Annotated in this window: 15 protein-coding genes; 8 read left to right on the top strand and 7 right to left on the bottom strand. The window is 62.8% G+C overall.

Annotated features, from left to right (window positions below; genetic code table 11):
• The first annotated feature begins 1 nt into the window (after position 1).
• Together JQ600_RS01155 and JQ600_RS01160 are read left to right on the top strand one after the other, a co-directional pair.
• Positions 2 to 841, top strand: a complete 840-nt coding sequence (locus JQ600_RS01155; RefSeq protein ID WP_212386227.1) for an outer membrane lipoprotein carrier protein LolA — start codon at positions 2 to 4, stop codon at positions 839 to 841.
• 65 nt (positions 842 to 906) lie between these two features.
• A complete protein-coding gene (locus tag JQ600_RS01160; protein WP_212386228.1) occupies positions 907 to 1,722 on the top strand; it encodes an exodeoxyribonuclease III in 816 nt (271 codons plus the stop codon).
• Positions 1,723 to 1,728: 6 nt separating this feature from the next.
• On the opposite strand, the gene JQ600_RS01165 is transcribed toward JQ600_RS01160, so the two are convergent.
• Complete coding sequence (locus JQ600_RS01165) at positions 1,729 to 2,169, bottom strand: Crp/Fnr family transcriptional regulator (RefSeq protein ID WP_212264168.1); 441 nt, start codon at positions 2,167 to 2,169, stop codon at positions 1,729 to 1,731.
• A gap of 48 nt (positions 2,170 to 2,217) precedes the next feature.
• Positions 2,218 to 2,904, bottom strand: coding sequence for a response regulator transcription factor (locus JQ600_RS01170; RefSeq protein WP_044539278.1), 687 nt, complete (start codon positions 2,902 to 2,904; stop codon positions 2,218 to 2,220).
• Positions 2,905 to 3,164: 260 nt separating this feature from the next.
• Here JQ600_RS01170 and JQ600_RS01175 point away from each other — a divergent pair, with 260 nt between their 5' ends.
• Together JQ600_RS01175 and JQ600_RS01180 are read left to right on the top strand one after the other, a co-directional pair.
• Positions 3,165 to 3,734: a L,D-transpeptidase gene (locus JQ600_RS01175; RefSeq protein ID WP_212264167.1), complete on the top strand. Its 570-nt coding sequence runs from the start codon at positions 3,165 to 3,167 to the stop codon at positions 3,732 to 3,734.
• A 24-nt stretch (positions 3,735 to 3,758) separates the two neighbouring features.
• Entirely contained in the window at positions 3,759 to 4,544 is a 786-nt protein-coding gene (locus JQ600_RS01180; protein ID WP_212386229.1) for a 2-keto-4-pentenoate hydratase, read from the top strand.
• Positions 4,545 to 4,684: 140 nt separating this feature from the next.
• Here the strand turns inward: JQ600_RS01180 and JQ600_RS01185 are convergent, their stop codons facing one another.
• Entirely contained in the window at positions 4,685 to 5,374 is a 690-nt protein-coding gene (locus JQ600_RS01185) for a YggS family pyridoxal phosphate-dependent enzyme (RefSeq protein WP_212264165.1), read from the bottom strand.
• Positions 5,375 to 5,480: 106 nt separating this feature from the next.
• On the opposite strand from JQ600_RS01185, the gene JQ600_RS01190 reads away from it, so the two are divergent.
• Positions 5,481 to 7,172, top strand: coding sequence for a diguanylate cyclase domain-containing protein (locus JQ600_RS01190; protein ID WP_212264164.1), 1,692 nt, complete (start codon positions 5,481 to 5,483; stop codon positions 7,170 to 7,172).
• Here the strand turns inward: JQ600_RS01190 and JQ600_RS01195 are convergent.
• A complete protein-coding gene (locus JQ600_RS01195) occupies positions 7,169 to 8,158 on the bottom strand; it encodes a GGDEF domain-containing protein (RefSeq protein WP_212386429.1) in 990 nt (329 codons plus the stop codon). The two genes, JQ600_RS01190 and JQ600_RS01195, sit on opposite strands and share 4 nt — an antisense overlap.
• A gap of 284 nt (positions 8,159 to 8,442) precedes the next feature.
• Here JQ600_RS01195 and leuS point away from each other — a divergent pair, with 284 nt between their 5' ends.
• The 3 genes from leuS (at position 8,443) to holA (ending at position 12,755) form a co-directional block, all read left to right on the top strand.
• The gene (gene leuS, locus JQ600_RS01200; RefSeq protein ID WP_212386230.1) at positions 8,443 to 11,079 is read left to right on the top strand and encodes a leucine--tRNA ligase; all 2,637 of its coding nucleotides are present in this window, start codon (positions 8,443 to 8,445) and stop codon (positions 11,077 to 11,079) included.
• Complete coding sequence (lptE, locus tag JQ600_RS01205) at positions 11,066 to 11,617, top strand: LPS assembly lipoprotein LptE (protein ID WP_212386231.1); 552 nt, start codon at positions 11,066 to 11,068, stop codon at positions 11,615 to 11,617. Before leuS ends, lptE begins: the two co-directional genes overlap by 14 nt.
• 109 nt (positions 11,618 to 11,726) lie before the next feature.
• Positions 11,727 to 12,755 (top strand): DNA polymerase III subunit delta, encoded by a 1,029-nt coding sequence (gene holA / locus JQ600_RS01210; RefSeq protein WP_212386232.1) that lies wholly within the window; start codon positions 11,727 to 11,729, stop codon positions 12,753 to 12,755.
• A gap of 178 nt (positions 12,756 to 12,933) precedes the next feature.
• Here holA and JQ600_RS01215 read toward each other — a convergent pair whose 3' ends face one another.
• From JQ600_RS01215 to rsmG, 3 genes are all read right to left on the bottom strand, one after another.
• Positions 12,934 to 13,818, bottom strand: coding sequence for a ParB/RepB/Spo0J family partition protein (locus JQ600_RS01215; protein ID WP_212386233.1), 885 nt, complete (start codon positions 13,816 to 13,818; stop codon positions 12,934 to 12,936).
• Positions 13,819 to 13,964: 146 nt separating this feature from the next.
• Complete coding sequence (locus tag JQ600_RS01220) at positions 13,965 to 14,816, bottom strand: ParA family protein (RefSeq protein ID WP_212386234.1); 852 nt, start codon at positions 14,814 to 14,816, stop codon at positions 13,965 to 13,967.
• Positions 14,803 to 15,474, bottom strand: coding sequence for a 16S rRNA (guanine(527)-N(7))-methyltransferase RsmG (gene rsmG, locus JQ600_RS01225; protein WP_212386235.1), 672 nt, complete (start codon positions 15,472 to 15,474; stop codon positions 14,803 to 14,805). The genes JQ600_RS01220 and rsmG overlap by 14 nt, the downstream gene beginning before the upstream one ends.
• Positions 15,475 to 15,611: the final 137 nt, after the last annotated feature.

Below are 15,611 nucleotides of genomic sequence, written 5' to 3' on the forward strand. Positions count from 1 at the left end.
GATGACACACTACTTTACCCTTCGCGGCGTCCGTTACGGACTGGCGCTTGTGACCGCCATGTCCGTTGCCGGCGCAGCGACATCAGGCTTTTCGCAGAACGTTCCGGTCCCAAAGCCCGCACCCAAGGCCCGCGACGGCGGCGTGCAGATGAGCGCGCAGGATTCGCAAAAAGGTCCGGCGACGACAGGTGCGACCCAGGCGCCGCCAAAGACTGGAACGACCCAGGCGCCGCCGAACCCGGTCATCCCCGATCGAAATCGCAATGTGCCCGCCAATATTTTCGCGACCTTCGATGCCAACCAGAAGGCGCAGGCCGCCAGGGTGAGCTCGTATCTGTCGTCGCTGCAGACGCTGGTCGGGAATTTCGTCCAGGTCGGGCCGGACGGCAGCAAGACCAAGGGCGACTTCGTGATCCAGAAGCCGGGCAAGGTGCGCTTCGAATATGACGCGCCGAGCCAGATCGCGATCGTCGCCGACGGATCCTCGCTCGCCGTGCGCGACAAGAAGCTCGCGACCCAGGACATCTATCCGTTGTCGCAGACGCCGCTCCGGTTCCTGCTGTCGGACCGTATCGATCTGTTGAAGGATACCAACGTCGTCAGCGTCACCGCCGATGACGTCTTCATCAGCGTCACCATCGAGGAGAAGCAGGCGCTGATCGGCACCAGCCGGTTGATGCTGATGGTCGGCACCAAGGACGGCCAGCTCAAGCAATGGACCGTGACCGACCCGCAGGGCTACGACACCACGATCGCGGTCTATAATCTGGATACCTCCAAGAAGGTCGACCCCGGCCTGTTCAAGATCGATTTCACCAACTATTCGATGCCACCAGGCTGAACATTCTTGATTAGGGGCAAAGGACGTGCGTCATCAACCGCACGTCTTTTTCATTTCGGGCCCGCATGCGTTTTTCCCTGACAACGTGGAATATCAACTCGGTGCGCCTGCGCATCGACATCGTCGCCAAATTCCTCAAATCGGTACGGCCTGACGTCCTCTGCCTGCAGGAGACCAAATGCATCGACGATGCCTTCCCGCTGAAGCGCTTCAAACGCCTCGGCTATGAGCATGTCGCGCTGAACGGGCAGAAGGGCTATCACGGCGTCGCCATCGTCTCGAAACTGCCGTTCGATACCAAGGATATCCGCACCTTCTGCGACAACATCGATTCGCGGCACATCTCCGTGGCGTTCGGCGAAAAAGCCCAGCTCGCAAAGCCGCTGGTGCTGCATAATTTCTACGTCCCGGCCGGCGGCGACATCCCCGACCCCGCGCTCAATCCGAAGTTCGATCACAAGCTCAAATTTCTCGACGAGATGAAAGCCTGCGAGCCGCTGCATCCGCGCGGCGACGACCGGCATATCCTGGTCGGCGACCTCAACGTGGCGCCGCATGAGAACGACGTGTGGTCGCACAAGCAGCTGCTAAAGGTGGTCTCGCACACCCCGATCGAATGCGAAAAGCTGCTGGCGGCGCAGACCCATGGCGAATGGTTCGACGTCGCGCGCGAGCGCATCCCGATGTCGGAGAAGGTCTACACGTGGTGGAGCTACCGCGCCGCCGACTGGACCGTCGGCGACCGGGGCCGCAGGCTCGACCACATCTGGGTTTCGCGGGCGCTGAAGGATGGCGTCAGCGATTTCCGCATCACGCGCGATGCCCGCGGCTGGGAGCGGCCGTCGGATCACGTGCCGGTTACGGTGACGCTGGAGGTGTGATTGCGATCAGGTCGAGAGCTTGGCGCCGGCCATCAGAATATCGCTGGCAAGCTGGCTGGTGCGGGTGGCGAGTTCGTCGCGCAGCGCCCGCGCCGCGGCAGGGTCGCTCTCGAGCACGCGCTGAAACAGGCTGCGCGACACCCGGATCACGGTGGAATTTTCGATCGCGATCGCGCTCGACGGCCGCTTCATCGCCACGATCAACGCCAGCTCACCGATCAGGGCACCGGGGCCTGCGATGATTTCAGCGCCGCCGTCCTCGACCCGGAACGCGCCGCGCTGCACGATATAGCCGGCATCCGCCTCGTCGCCGGCGTTGAACAATTGGTCGCCGCGACCGAATTCGCGCTGCTCCGAGCCGATCGCCAGCATGCGCAACGCCGTCGTCCCCAACAGGCGCAGTGTCGGGACGCGCTCAAGCAGAGCTACATCATCTTCGATCGACATACGGAACCGGTGATGCCCAGGGAGGTACGATTCGTGGGCCGAATCGTATCACGGCACCAGCTTGTAGCCACCGGCTTCCGTCACCAGGATCTCCGGATTGGCGGCATCTTTCTCGATCTTCTGCCGCAGCCGGTAGATGTGGGTTTCCAGGGTGTGGGTGGTGACACCGGAATTATAGCCCCAGACTTCCTGCAGCAGCGTCTCGCGCGACACCGGCATCTGGCCGGCCCGGTACAGGAAGCGCAGGATCGCGGTTTCCTTCTCGGTCAGCCGCACCTTCCGAGCGTTGGCGCCGGTCAGCATCTTGGAGCCGGGCCGGAAGCTGTAGGGGCCGACGGAGAACACCGCGTCCTCGCTGGCCTCGTGCTGGCGCAGTTGCGCCCGGATCCGGGCCAGCAGCACGGCGAACCGGAACGGCTTGGCGACGTAGTCATTGGCGCCGGATTCGAGGCCCAGAATGGTATCCGAATCGGTGTCGTGGCCGGTCAGCATGATGATCGGCGCCTTGAAGCCCCCCTTGCGCAGGGAGCGGACCACTTCGCGGCCATCGGTATCGGGCAGGCCGACATCCATCAGCACCAGATCGGGGGAATTGGCCTTGGCGGCGCTGGCGCCCTTGGCGCCGGTATCGACCGCGGAGGCTTCGAACTCCTCATGCAGTGATAATTGCTCGACCAGCGTGTCGCGCAGATCGGTATCGTCATCCACGATCAGGATCTTGCGGGCATTGGCCATAGGTACGATCCTCTTGAGGCAGGCGGCGGACACAAGTGGGAGCGTCTCAAGCCGGTCTTGGTCGGTTGGTCGATGACGAAACTGGTTCGCGGGCGAACCTCGGCCATCGGGTACGGAATCAGGTAGGAGATTGTTACAATTTCACAAGGCGAACCGCAGTGTATCCCATATTCGAGGGGCTGTTGGATGAATGTCCTGTAATGGGCGTCAAATAGAGCAATTGCGGCCGGGGAGGCAACCCCAGGATTTGGACGTTTGGCATGGGAAGCACCAATTTTTCAATCACTTATGGGACAGAAGCGCGTGATCGGCCGCTCTCGGCGATCAGGGTTCACCGCGGCGCCGGCGACCCGCGCCGGGGCTGGCTGACGGCGGACGGCTGGACCGTCCCGGTGGCACTTGGTCGCGGCGGCATCCTCGCCAACAAGCGCGAAGGCGATGGCGGCACCCCGCGGGGCACCTACCGGCCACTGCAATTATGGTGGCGCGCCGACCGCCACTCGCGCCCGCCAACCTTTCTGCCGGTCCGGCCAATCCGGCCCGAGGACGGCTGGTGCGAAGACCCGAAGGACCGTCACTACAACCAGCCAATACAGCTCATGCGTGACCAGACCGGCGACCGCCTCACACGCGACGATCACCTCTACGACTTCATCGTCGAGATCGATCACAACAGCGCGCCGCGTATTGCCGGCCGCGGCAGCGCGGTGTTCCTGCATCTGGCGCGCACGAATTTTTCCGCCACAGCAGGCTGCGTTTCGATGACAAAATCTGCGATGCTGCGGTTGCTGCGGCGGATGGGGCCGCAAACCAAAATTACTATTGGATGAACTTCATTTCAGGATGCGGGGATTATGCAGGACAGACATCAGATTGCGTCTGCATCGCAGACGTTGCACGGCCATTGGCGCGCCGGCACCAAGCTTGACGCGCTCGACAACTGGCTGCGGCCACAGGACCGCATCGAGGCCTATGCGATCCAGGCCGCGATCGAAAGATTTTCGACGACCCATCTGTTCGGCTGGAAGATCGCGGCCACCAGCGAGGCCGGGCAGAAACACATCAATGTCGACGGTCCGATGGCCGGACGCATTCTCGCCGAGACCGTGATCCCTGACGGCGGCACGGCTTCGATGGCCGGCAACGAAATGCGCGTTGCCGAGCCGGAATTCGCGTTTCGCATGCGCTACGATCTACCGTCGCGATCGACGCCCTACACGGTGAGCCAGGTGCTCGATGCCGTGGACACGCTGCATCCGGCGATCGAGATTCCGGATTCGCGCTTTTCGGATTTCGTCAGCGCCGGCGACGCCCAGATCATCGCCGACAACGCCTGCGCGCATCTGTTCGTGCTCGGCCCGGCCACGACGGCGGACTGGCGCGCGCGCGACCTGGTCGAGGAACGACCTGTCACCACGCTGCGCGGCCAGCAATTCATCGGTCAGGGCAAGAACGTGCTGGGCGACCCCCGGCTGGCGCTGACCTGGCTCGCCAACGAATTGCGCCAGCTCGGCGTGACACTGAAGGCGGGCCGGGTCGTCACCACAGGCACCTGCCATCCGCCGCTGCCGATCCAGGCTGGCGATTTCTGCGCGGTCGATTTCGGGGTGCTCGGGAAAGTGTCGGTGGGGTTCGAGTAGACGGCTTCACACTCGGTGTCGTCCCGGCGAAGGCCGGGACCCATAACCACCGCTATGTATTGTTTACAAAGTGTATCAACTCCGACCGTGCACCACCGAGAAGCCGCGGCGTGGGTCCCGGCCTTCGCCGGGACGACAAGTCAGCGATGCCCGAAAATCGCCGAGCCGACGCGGATATGCGTGGCGCCGAACTGGATCGCGATCGCAAAATCGGCGCTCATGCCCATCGACAGACTCTTCAAGCCGTTGCGCGCGGCGATCTTTGCGGTCAGCGCAAAATGCGGCGCCGGCGCCTCGTCGACCGGTGGAATGCACATCAATCCGGAAATCAGCAGGCCATACTTCTCCCGGCAGCTCGCAATGAACGCATCGGCCTCGCCGGGCGCGACGCCGGCCTTCTGCGGCTCCTCGCCGGTGTTGAGCTGGACGAACAATTCCGGCTGTTTTTTCTGGGAATTGATTTCCTTGGCTAACGCTTCGCAAATGCTCGGGCGGTCGACAGAATGAATGGCATCGAACAGCGCCACGGCCTCTTTCGCCTTGTTGGATTGCAGCGGCCCGATCAGATGCAGCGCCAGCCCCTGGTAAGCGGACATTAACCCAGGCCATTTCGCTTTGGCTTCCTGCACGCGATTCTCGCCGAATACGCGCTGTCCGGCGTCGATAATGGGCGAAATCGCCGACGCGTCGAACGTCTTGGACACCGCGATCAATTGTACCGTCGCCCGATCGCGGCGCGCTTCCTTGCAAGCGCGCGCGATGTCCTGCTCCACGGTAGCAAGTCCGCCAGGTAAAGGTTCTGTTAGCGAGCTGGTCGTCGGAGGCGTCATGTGAATTGTGGCTCGTACATTTACGGGATTTCCTTGGATTTTACCAAGTTCGGGAAGGGCTTTTTGAATCCTTCGCTTTACCCTGCCACGCGGGGTGGGGAACAAGATGTCTGCCGTTACTTTCAACCGCAACAGAGTGAAACTCAAGAAGCTTCTGGGGATCCGGACGCGGCTGGTGCTGCTGGCGTTGATCCTGGTGGCGCCCTTGATGCTGGAACGCGTCCGTTCGCTCGAACATGCCCGCTCCAAGCAAATCGCCCTTGCCACCGAAGAATTCCTCAACATCGCGCAGCATAGCGCCGATACCCAGCGCGAAGTCGTCTCCTCCGTCGAGACGATGCTGAAATCGGCGGCCTATATCCGCGCGTCCAGCGGCATCGGTCGCGGTTGCGAAATCCTGCGCGCCAGCCTGCCGAGCAACCTGCCCTGGATCCGCAGCATCATGATCGCGTCCAAGGACGGCCTCGTGCAGTGCTCGACCTTGAACATTCAGGTGGGACTGCAAATCGGCGACCGCGAATACTTCAAGAAGGCGCAGGCAAGCCGCGACTTCGTTTTCAGCGACTATCTGTTCGGCAAGACAAACGGGCGGCCGATGATGATGGCGGCCTATCCGGTGTCTGCCATCAATCCCGAGGAAGATGCCGTCGTCGTTGCCGGCATCAATATCGATTGGCTGTCGAAGATCATGACCAATCTCGGCGGGCGGCCGGGAATTTCGTCGTTGCTGGTCGACAGCGCCGGCGTCGTCCTCGCCGCGCCCACCGATCAGACCAGCATGATCGGCCGGCCGCTGGATTCGGTGCCGCTGATGTCCGCCGTGGCGGAGAAGGCCTTGAGCTCCGACGCACCGACCGGCTCGCTTTCATTCACCGCTTCCGACGGCTCGAATCGCACGATCAGTTTCTCCCGCATTTCCGGAACGCAATCCCGCCTGATCGTCAGCATCGACGAAACCAGGGTGACCGCCGCGATCAATCGCGAGATCCGCACCGCCTATCTCCAATTGGGATTCGTCTGCCTGTTCGTGCTGCTGGGCGCGCTGATCGGCGCGGAAAAACTGATCATCAACCCGATCGAGGTGATGACCGGCATGGCCAAGCGCTTCGGCGAGGGCGACCGGTCGGCGCGCGTCGCGCGCAGCAAACTGCCTGCTGAATTCATGCCGCTGGCGCGCGCCTTCAACGCGATGGCCACCCAGCTCAGCCAACGCGAGCGCGAGCTTCTCGCCAACAACGACCGCCTCACTGTGATCGCATCGATCGATATGTTGTCGGGTCTTGCCAACCGCCGCGGGTTTCAGAGCCGTCTGGATTTCGAGTGGATGAAGGCGCAGCAATACAACAGCCAATTGTCGCTGCTGATGATCGATGTCGATCACTTCAAGCTCTATAACGACACCTATGGCCACCCCGAGGGCGACGCCTGCCTGACCAGGCTCGGCGAAACGCTGGCCGGGATCGCCGCCGACACCATGGGCTTCGCCGGCCGCTATGGCGGCGAGGAATTCTGCCTGCTGCTGCCGAACACCGATTCGCTCAAAGCACTGGCGATCGGCGAGATGGTGCGCACCGCGGTGCTGGATCTGAAAATACCGCACCACACCAGCAGCCATCACACCGTCACCGTGAGCATCGGTGTGGCCGGCACGCTCCCGCACGACGCGCTGCGCCCGGGCGACCTGATCGAAGCCGCCGACGCCGCCCTCTACGCCGCCAAACACCGCGGCCGCAACACCGTGGTCGAGCATGGATTTGCGAGGATGGCGGATCAGGCCGGAATGGCGCTGGCGGGTTAGCCCGCCACCTGCTGCTCAGGCACGAGTTCGGCCTCGGTGACGACCCGATTGCGGCCGGTCTTCTTGGCCTGATAGAGCGCGCGGTCGCAGCGCTCTATCAGGTCGGCCATCGATTCGCCGCCCTGGAACTGGGCCACCCCGATGGAGATGGTGATGCCGGGCAGTGCTTCGCCGGTCGAACGGCGGGAGATGTGGCATTCGGCAACCAGACGCCGGATGCGTTCCGCAATCGTGGCAGCCGTCGTCAGGCCAGCGTTCGGCAGGATGACGATCAGCTCCTCGCCGCCATATCGCGCCGGCAGATCGATGTCCCGCACGGCCTCGCGCAACACCTTCGCCATCAGGCGCAGCACCTGGTCGCCGACCCCATGGCCGAACTCGTCGTTGAAGCGCTTGAAGTGATCGATATCGATCAGAAGCGCACTCACTGGATCATCCTGTTCCATCGCCGCGAGCTGAGCCTTGCGGAAGAACTCCTCCAGCGCCCGGCGGTTCGGCAGGCCGGTCAGCGTGTCAGTCTTGGCCCGCTCCTCGGACTTGACCAGGGAATCGCGGATCGTCGCCAGTTCGCGTGATTTCTCGACAAAGCTGACTTCGAGCTTGGTGGCGCGCGTCGTCGCCTTGGCGAGTTCGCCCATCAGGCTCTCGATCAGCAGCTTGGGATCGACGCCGGCCTCGGTGCGCTCGGTGACATCGTTGATGGCAGCCATTTGCGTGCGGTTGTCGGCGATCGCCGTGGTCAGGAACTGCTTGGCCGACGCCATCACCGAATGCAATTGCTGGGAGACTTCATAGGCCACCGCCTCGTCGGTGGCTTTCGACCCGATATAGCTCTCATAGATCTCGCGATTGGTCTGGGCGTCGAACTTGCGCTTGTTGCCGATCAGGATATCGATCGCGCGCTTGAGCACCGGCGGCGTGCCGAGCGTATAATTGAACCAGACATGGAAATTGTTCGGCGTCGGCGGCACGCGATGCTCGGCCATTGAGCGCATGGCCGTTTCAGCGACCGACGTCGCGTACTCGAAATCGAGCTCGTCGAATCCCGCGGTCACGGCTTTGATGGCTTCCTACCGGTGAATTGGTGCCCTTTTCATAGGCAGGTTCCCATGAATTCGTTAAATGCCCCTCAACCGACCCGCCGGCAATGCGGCTCCAGGCGTCCCAGGGGCCTGTCGATCTGCGCCAACCCGTTGACCCCGCAACCGCTTTTGTGGCCTAGTCCGCCGTCTTTTAGACGGCCCCGAATCCATAAAAGCCCAGCGATTCCATGACCTCCGAACGCTATAACGCCCGTGACTCCGAGCCGCGCTGGCAACGCCAGTGGGACCAGAAGGCGATCTTCGCCTCCAAAAACGACGACTCCCGGCCGAAATATTACGTCCTCGAGATGTTCCCCTACCCGTCCGGGCGCATCCATATCGGGCATGTCCGCAACTACACGCTCGGCGACGTGCTGGCGCGGTTCATGCGCGCCAAGGGGTTCAACGTCTTGCACCCGATGGGCTGGGACGCGTTCGGGCTGCCAGCCGAAAACGCCGCGATCGAGCGCAAGGTCGCGCCCAAGGCCTGGACCTACGACAACATCGCCGCGATGAAGAAGCAGCTGCAGTCGATCGGGCTGTCGCTGGACTGGAGCCGGGAATTCGCGACCTGCGATCCCAGCTACTACAAGCATCAGCAGAAGATGTTTCTCGACATGCTGCGGGTGGGGCTGGCCGACCGCGAGAAGCGCAAGCTGAACTGGGACCCGGTCGACATGACCGTGCTCGCCAATGAGCAGGTGATCGACGGCCGCGGCTGGCGCTCCGGCGCCGTGGTCGAGCAGCGCGAGATGAGCCAGTGGGTCTTCAAGATCACGAAGTACGCGCAGGAACTGCTGGACGCGCTCGATACGCTGGATCGCTGGCCCGACAAGGTGCGGCTGATGCAGCGCAACTGGATCGGCCGCTCCGAGGGCCTGTTACTGCGCTTTGCACTGGATGCGGCAACGACGCCCGCCGGCGAAACCGAACTGAAGATCTTCACCACGCGGCCGGACACGCTGTTCGGCGCCAAGTTCATGGCGATTGCGGCCGATCATCCGCTGGCGATCGCGGCGGCGGCGAAAAATCCGAAGCTGGCAGAGTTCATTGCCGAACAAAAGCGCATCGGCACAGCGCAGGAAATCATCGACACCGCCGAAAAGCAGGGTTTCGACACCGGCATCCGCGCGGTGCATCCGTTCGACCCAAGCTGGAAGCTGCCGGTCTATGTCGCGAACTTCGTGCTGATGGAATACGGCACCGGCGCCATCTTCGGCTGCCCGGCGCACGACCAGCGCGACCTCGACTTTGTGAACAAATACGCGCTCGGCAACATCCCCGTGGTGTGTCCGGAAGGCCAGGATCCGAAGAGCTTTGTCATCACCGATACCGCCTATGACGGTGACGGCCGCATGATCAATTCGCGCTTCCTCGACGGCATGACCATCGAGCAGGCCAAGGAAGAAGTCGCAAAGCGGCTGGAGTCAGAGCTGCGAGGCAACATGCCGGTCGGTGAGCGGCAGGTGAATTTCCGCCTGCGCGACTGGGGCATTTCGCGGCAGCGCTATTGGGGCTGCCCGATCCCGGTGATCCATTGCCCGAAATGCGATGTGGTGCCGGTGCCGGACAGCGACCTGCCGGTAGTGCTGCCGGAGGATGTCTCCTTCGACAAGCCCGGCAACGCGCTCGACCATCATCCGACCTGGAAGCACGTCGCCTGCCCGAAATGCGGCGGCAAGGCCCAGCGCGAAACCGACACCATGGACACGTTCGTGGATTCGTCGTGGTACTTCGCGCGCTTTACCGATCCCTGGAACGAGAACGCGCCGACGACGCCTGATGTCGTGAACCGGATGTTGCCGATCGACCAGTATATCGGCGGCGTCGAGCACGCGATCCTGCATCTGCTGTACAGCCGCTTCTTCACCCGCGCGATGAAGGCGACCGGCCACATCGGTATGGACGAGCCGTTCGCCGGCATGTTCACGCAGGGCATGGTGGTGCACGAGACTTACCAGAAGGCCGATGGCTCTTACGTCACGCCCGCCGAGGTGAAGGTCGAGACTGGCGGCAATGGCAAGCGCGCCCTTCTGCTGACGACGGGTGAAGAGATCACCATCGGCGCGATCGAGAAGATGTCGAAGTCGAAGAAGAACACCGTCGACCCCGACGATATCATCGCGACCTACGGCGCCGACGTCGCGCGCTGGTTCATGCTATCGGACTCACCACCCGATCGCGACGTGATCTGGAGCGACGAGCGCGTGCAGGGCGCCTCGCGCTTCGTGCAGCGGCTGTGGCGGCTGGTCAACGAATCGGCCGAGATCGCCAAAATGGCCCCGGCCGCCCGGCCGGCCTCGTTCGGCGACGATGCGTTGGGCCTGCGCAAGGCGGCCCATGGCGCGCTGGACAAGGTGTCGAACGGCATCGAGCGGCTGCATTTCAACGTCTGCCTCGCCCATATCCGCGAATTCACCAATGCGCTGGCCGAGGTGCTGGGGCGCGAGGGGCAGCCGGCGCCTGACCTGAGTCCAGATTTTTCTTGGTCGGTCCGGGAGGCCGCGGTCATCCTTGTTCAACTGTTCGCGCCCATGATGCCCCATCTGGCCGAGGAGTGCTGGACGGTCTTGGGGCAATCCGGGCTGATTTCGGAAGCCGATTGGCCCCAAATCGAACGCGATTTGCTGGTTGAAGACACGGTGACGCTGGTGGTTCAGGTCAATGGCAAAAAACGGGGTGATGTAACCGTGCCACGGGGCGCCCAAAATCCGGAAATTGAGGCTGCCGTTCTGGCCCTTGATGCGGTAAAGCTGGCCTTGGGTGGCAAGGCCGTCCGCAAGGTGATTGTTGTTCCCATGAGGATCGTGAATGTCGTTGGCTAGGACCCGGATCGCCGTTCGGCTGCTCGCCGTCGCCGCTCTGGCGGCGCTGACGGCCGGTTGTTTCCAGCCGATGTATGCCGAACGCGCCGACGGCTCGCCTGGCCTGCGCGAAAAGCTGATGGGTGTGGAAATCCCGCCCGTCGACAAGAACAACGCCTCCCGCGAGGCCCGGATCCAGGTCGAGATCCGCAACCAGCTGGCGTTCAAGCTTTATGGCAATGCGACCGGCATGCCGCCGACCCATCGGCTGGTGCTGCGGTTCTCCACCACCCGCTCGTCGCTGATGCTCGATCCGACCACAGCGCTGCCGTCGAGCGAGAATTACGGCATCGATGCGCAGTACAATCTGATCGATCTGGCGACGAACAAATCTGTCATGACCGGCACGACCTTCTCCCGCGTATCCTATGACATCCCGGGCCAGATGCAGCGTTTCGCCCGCGCCCGCGCCTTCCGCGACGCCGAGGATCGCTCCGCCAATGAGATCGCCGAGAACATCCAGACACGGCTGGCGTCGTTCTTCGTCGCTGGAAGCTAAGAGCCCGTCATTCCGGGGCGCGCGTTAGCGCGAACCCGGAATCCAGAGATTATTCGATCGAGATTCCGGGTCCACGCGAAGACGCGTGTCCCGGAATGACAAGGTTGGTATGGTCGCGCTTCGCGGAAAAGAAATCGACGCCTTTCTCGCCCGGCCTGATTCCGCCCGTCCCATCATTCTGCTGTACGGCCCGGACGCCGGCCTGGTGCGTGAGCGCGCCGACGCGCTGCTGGCGTCCGCGGTCGACGATCCCAACGACCCATTCTCAATGGTGCGGCTGGACGGTGACGAGCTGTCGGCCGAGCCGTCGCGGCTGGTCGATGAAGCGATGACGGTGCCGCTGTTCGGCGGCCGCCGCGCCATCCGCGTGCGTGCCGGCTCGCGCAGTTTTGCTGGCGGCATCGACACGCTGGCGGAGATGCCGCTCAAGGATTGCCGCATCGTGATCGAGGCCGGCGAACTCCGGCCGGAATCGCCGCTGCGAAAGGCCTGCGAGCGCGCCAAGACCGCGGTCGCGATCGCCTGCTATCCCGACACCGAACGCGACCTTGCCAAGCTGATCGATGACGAATTGCGGCCGTCCAATCTGCGCATCGCGCCCGACGCCCGCGCGGTGTTGACCGCATTGCTCGGCGGCGACCGGCAGGCCTCGCGCAACGAATTGCGCAAGCTCGCGCTCTACGCCCACGGCCAGGGCGAGGTGTCGATCGACGACGTGATGGCGGTTGTCGCTGACGCATCCGAGCTGAAGCTCGACCCGATCGTCGACGGCGCGTTTGCGGGAAAGCCTGATCTGGTCGAAAGCGAATTCGCCAAAGCCATGATCGCCGGCACCTATCCCGGCGTGATCATTTCGGCAGCCCAACGTCAGGCCGCATGGCTGCACAAATCGGCGCTTGCGGTGGCCGAGGGCACGCCGGTCTCGACGTTGCTGGAGAGCGGGTATCCGCGGCTGCATTTTTCGCGCAAGGGCGCAGTTGAAGTCGCGCTGCGGAATTTCAGCGCCGCGCGGCTGGTCGCGATTATCGACCAGCTCGCGACCGCCGCATTCGACATGCGCAAACAAGCCACGCTGGCAGCCGCGATCGCGCAACGCACGCTGCTGTCGATCGCGGCGAACGCGAAACGGCGGGGATGAAATTTCCTCGTCGTCCCGGCGAACGCCGGGACCCATACGCCGCGGCCGGCGTTATTGGAAAAGGAAGCCAACGACCAGCGGGTAAAACAATGACCGCTGGTGGTTATGGGTCCCCCGATGCGCAATTGCGCATCTGAGCTCAACGCCGGGACGCCGAAAATAAATTCGAGCGCTCCGTTCAACCGCCCTTCGCCAGCCGCCGCATCACTTCGTCGAGCTGCTCGAGGTTGCGGTAGCTGATCTGGACGCTGCCGCCGGGATCGCGGTGATTGACGGTGACGGCCAGCCCTAGCGCGTCGCTGACGCGTTTCTCCAACGCTATCGTATCGGGGTCCTTGGTCTTGCCGCCGCTGCTGCGGGCCTTCTGCGGCTTGCGCTCCGGCACGCCTTCTTCATGCGCCAGCGCTTCGGCCTGGCGGACGTTGAGGCCTTCGGCGACGATGCGCTTTGCGGAGGCAAGCGGATCCGGCACGCCGATCAACGCGCGGGCGTGGCCGGCGGACAATTCGCCGTTGGCGATGAGGGCCTGCACTTCCGCCGGCAGCTTCGTCAGCCGCATCATGTTGGCGACATGGCTGCGGCTCTTGCCGACCTCCTTGGCGATCTCTTCCTGGCTGCGTTTGAATTCTTCCGCGAGCGCGTGATAGCCCTGCGCCTCTTCCATCGCATTGAGGTCTTCACGCTGCACGTTCTCGATGATCATGATCTCGAGCGCGTCGCTGTCGCTGACCTCGATCGGCACGATCGGCACTTCATGCAGGCCGGCCAGCTGCGAGGCGCGCCAGCGGCGTTCGCCGGCGATGATCTCGTAGCGATCGGCAACGCCCTTCACCGGACGCACCACGATCGGCTGGATCACGCCATGCTGCTTGACGGAAGCCGCGAGCTCACCGAGTTCGGCATCGGCAAATGTCCGGCGCGGGTTGCGCGGATTTGCCTTTAGAAATTCGATCGGCACCTTGCGCTGATTGCGCGGGCGCTCGACGTGCGCGGCCTCACCGCCGACATCGCCGATCAGACTTGCAAGACCGCGGCCCAGTCGCGAACGCGCTTCGTCGGCCATCGCCAGCTCCCTTGGATTCACGCAACTTACTCCGAAATTAGAAACTGTGTTTCTTGTAGGATGGGTAGAGCGCAGCGAAACCCATCATCTTGATCGCGTATGTGGCGGTGGGTTTCGCTGCGCTCTACCCACCCTACGATTTCGCGCTAATGCGTTCGCAGCTCACGCTCGCGCTGGATCACCTCGGTTGCGAGTTTCAGATACGCATCGCTGCCGACGCATTTGAGATCGTAAACCAAGACCGGCTTGCCATAGGACGGCGCCTCGGAGATGCGCACGTTGCGCGGGATCATGGTGTTGTAGACCTTGGCGCCCATGAACTGCCGGACGTCGGCGACGACCTGGTTCGACAAATTGTTGCGCGAGTCGAACATGGTCAGCACGATGCCGTGGATCGACAGGGTAGGATTCAACGTCGAGCGCACCTGCTCCACGGTCTGCAACAATTGCGACAGACCTTCGAGCGCGAAGAACTCGCATTGCAGCGGCACCAGGATCGCGTCGGATGCCGCCATCGCATTGACGGTGAGGAGGTTGAGCGACGGCGGGCAGTCGATCAGCACATAGGTGTAATCGGAGTCGGGCGCCGCGTTGCTGTTCAGCGCCGCGATGGCGTCGCGCAGCCGGAAGGCGCGGCCGGGCGTCGATCCCAGCTCCAATTCGAGACCCGACAAGTCCATGGTGGAAGCCGCGATATGCAGACGCGGCACGGCGGTTACAACGACAGCTTCGCGCAGCGGGGCTTCACCGATCAGCACATCGTAGGTTGAACAGTTGCGGTTGCGGCGATCGATGCCGAGACCGGTGGAGGCGTTGCCCTGGGGGTCGAGGTCGACGATCAACACGCGCTCGCCAATCGCAGCGAGTGCGGTGCCAAGATTGATCGCGGTGGTAGTCTTGCCGACGCCACCCTTCTGGTTGGCGAGCGACAATATGCGCGGATGGCCCGCCGGTGTAGCCGCTTTATCTTCTTGATATATTTGATCAATCACGGTCATACCCGGTGCCCATCGCGGAAGTTTTGCGTCGCTCGATGCGGTCGAGTTCGACGATCCAGCCTTGTCCGCCCGTGCGGCTGGAATGAAGTTGCGGCCTAATATTCCAATATTTAGTGGCTTCGGTCAATTCAGCCTCTACATCTTGTCCCTTTAGAAATAACGCTTTTGCGCCCTTTCCTACCAGCGGTTCCGCGAAACCGATGAGCTGATGTAACGGAGCCAGCGCCCGCGCAGTGACGCAATCGACAGGGCCGGCGATTCTATCCACGATATCCCCGATGTCAGCGAGATGCACGGTCCCGGCCGCCGAGGTCACACGAATTGCTTCGCGCAGGAACGCGGCTTTCTTGGCGTTGCGTTCGACCAGCTGAATATTGGCGCCCGGCGTCTCGGCCAAAGCGCAGGCGAGGACCACACCCGGAAAGCCGCCGCCGCTGCCGAGATCGACCCACCTCGTTGCAGTGGGAGCCAAGCTCAGGAGCTGTAGCGAGTCGGCGATATGGCGAGTCCAGAGATGTGGAAGTGTCGATGGCGCCACCAGGTTTGTTTTGGCCTGCCATTCCCGGAGCAGATCGACATAGCGATCCAGCCGCGCCTCTGTTTCACGTGAAACGGGGGTGAGGGCGAGGGCGGCGGCTTTGTCGGAGGTTGGGACCATGAATTTTACTTGCTCGGCATCTTATCGATTCGCTCGAAGGCCGCCGCTGCTGAGGCTGTCATTGCGAGCGAAGCGAAGCAATCCATCGCGCAGCATAACGGACAGGTGGATTGCGTCCGCCTTCGCTCATGAGCTAC

Origin of the sequence: Bradyrhizobium sp. AUGA SZCCT0176 (genome assembly GCF_018130145.1) — a bacterium.
GTDB lineage: Bacteria > Pseudomonadota > Alphaproteobacteria > Rhizobiales > Xanthobacteraceae > Bradyrhizobium.

Coding starts and splice junctions, on each gene's coding strand:
- JQ600_RS01170 (WP_044539278.1), bottom strand. CDS start 2,904: ATGGCCAATGCCCGCAAGATCCTGATCGTGGATGACGATACCGATCTG.
- lptE (WP_212386231.1), top strand. CDS start 11,066: ATGTCGTTGGCTAGGACCCGGATCGCCGTTCGGCTGCTCGCCGTCGCC.
- JQ600_RS01155 (WP_212386227.1), top strand. CDS start 2: ATGACACACTACTTTACCCTTCGCGGCGTCCGTTACGGACTGGCGCTT.
- JQ600_RS01160 (WP_212386228.1), top strand. CDS start 907: ATGCGTTTTTCCCTGACAACGTGGAATATCAACTCGGTGCGCCTGCGC.
- JQ600_RS01185 (WP_212264165.1), bottom strand. CDS start 5,374: ATGACGCCTCCGACGACCAGCTCGCTAACAGAACCTTTACCTGGCGGA.
- leuS (WP_212386230.1), top strand. CDS start 8,443: ATGACCTCCGAACGCTATAACGCCCGTGACTCCGAGCCGCGCTGGCAA.
- JQ600_RS01175 (WP_212264167.1), top strand. CDS start 3,165: ATGGGAAGCACCAATTTTTCAATCACTTATGGGACAGAAGCGCGTGAT.
- rsmG (WP_212386235.1), bottom strand. CDS start 15,474: ATGGTCCCAACCTCCGACAAAGCCGCCGCCCTCGCCCTCACCCCCGTT.
- JQ600_RS01220 (WP_212386234.1), bottom strand. CDS start 14,816: ATGACCGTGATTGATCAAATATATCAAGAAGATAAAGCGGCTACACCG.
- JQ600_RS01215 (WP_212386233.1), bottom strand. CDS start 13,818: ATGGCCGACGAAGCGCGTTCGCGACTGGGCCGCGGTCTTGCAAGTCTG.
- JQ600_RS01190 (WP_212264164.1), top strand. CDS start 5,481: ATGTCTGCCGTTACTTTCAACCGCAACAGAGTGAAACTCAAGAAGCTT.
- JQ600_RS01165 (WP_212264168.1), bottom strand. CDS start 2,169: ATGTCGATCGAAGATGATGTAGCTCTGCTTGAGCGCGTCCCGACACTG.
- JQ600_RS01180 (WP_212386229.1), top strand. CDS start 3,759: ATGCAGGACAGACATCAGATTGCGTCTGCATCGCAGACGTTGCACGGC.
- JQ600_RS01195 (WP_212386429.1), bottom strand. CDS start 8,158: ATGGCCGAGCATCGCGTGCCGCCGACGCCGAACAATTTCCATGTCTGG.
- holA (WP_212386232.1), top strand. CDS start 11,727: ATGGTCGCGCTTCGCGGAAAAGAAATCGACGCCTTTCTCGCCCGGCCT.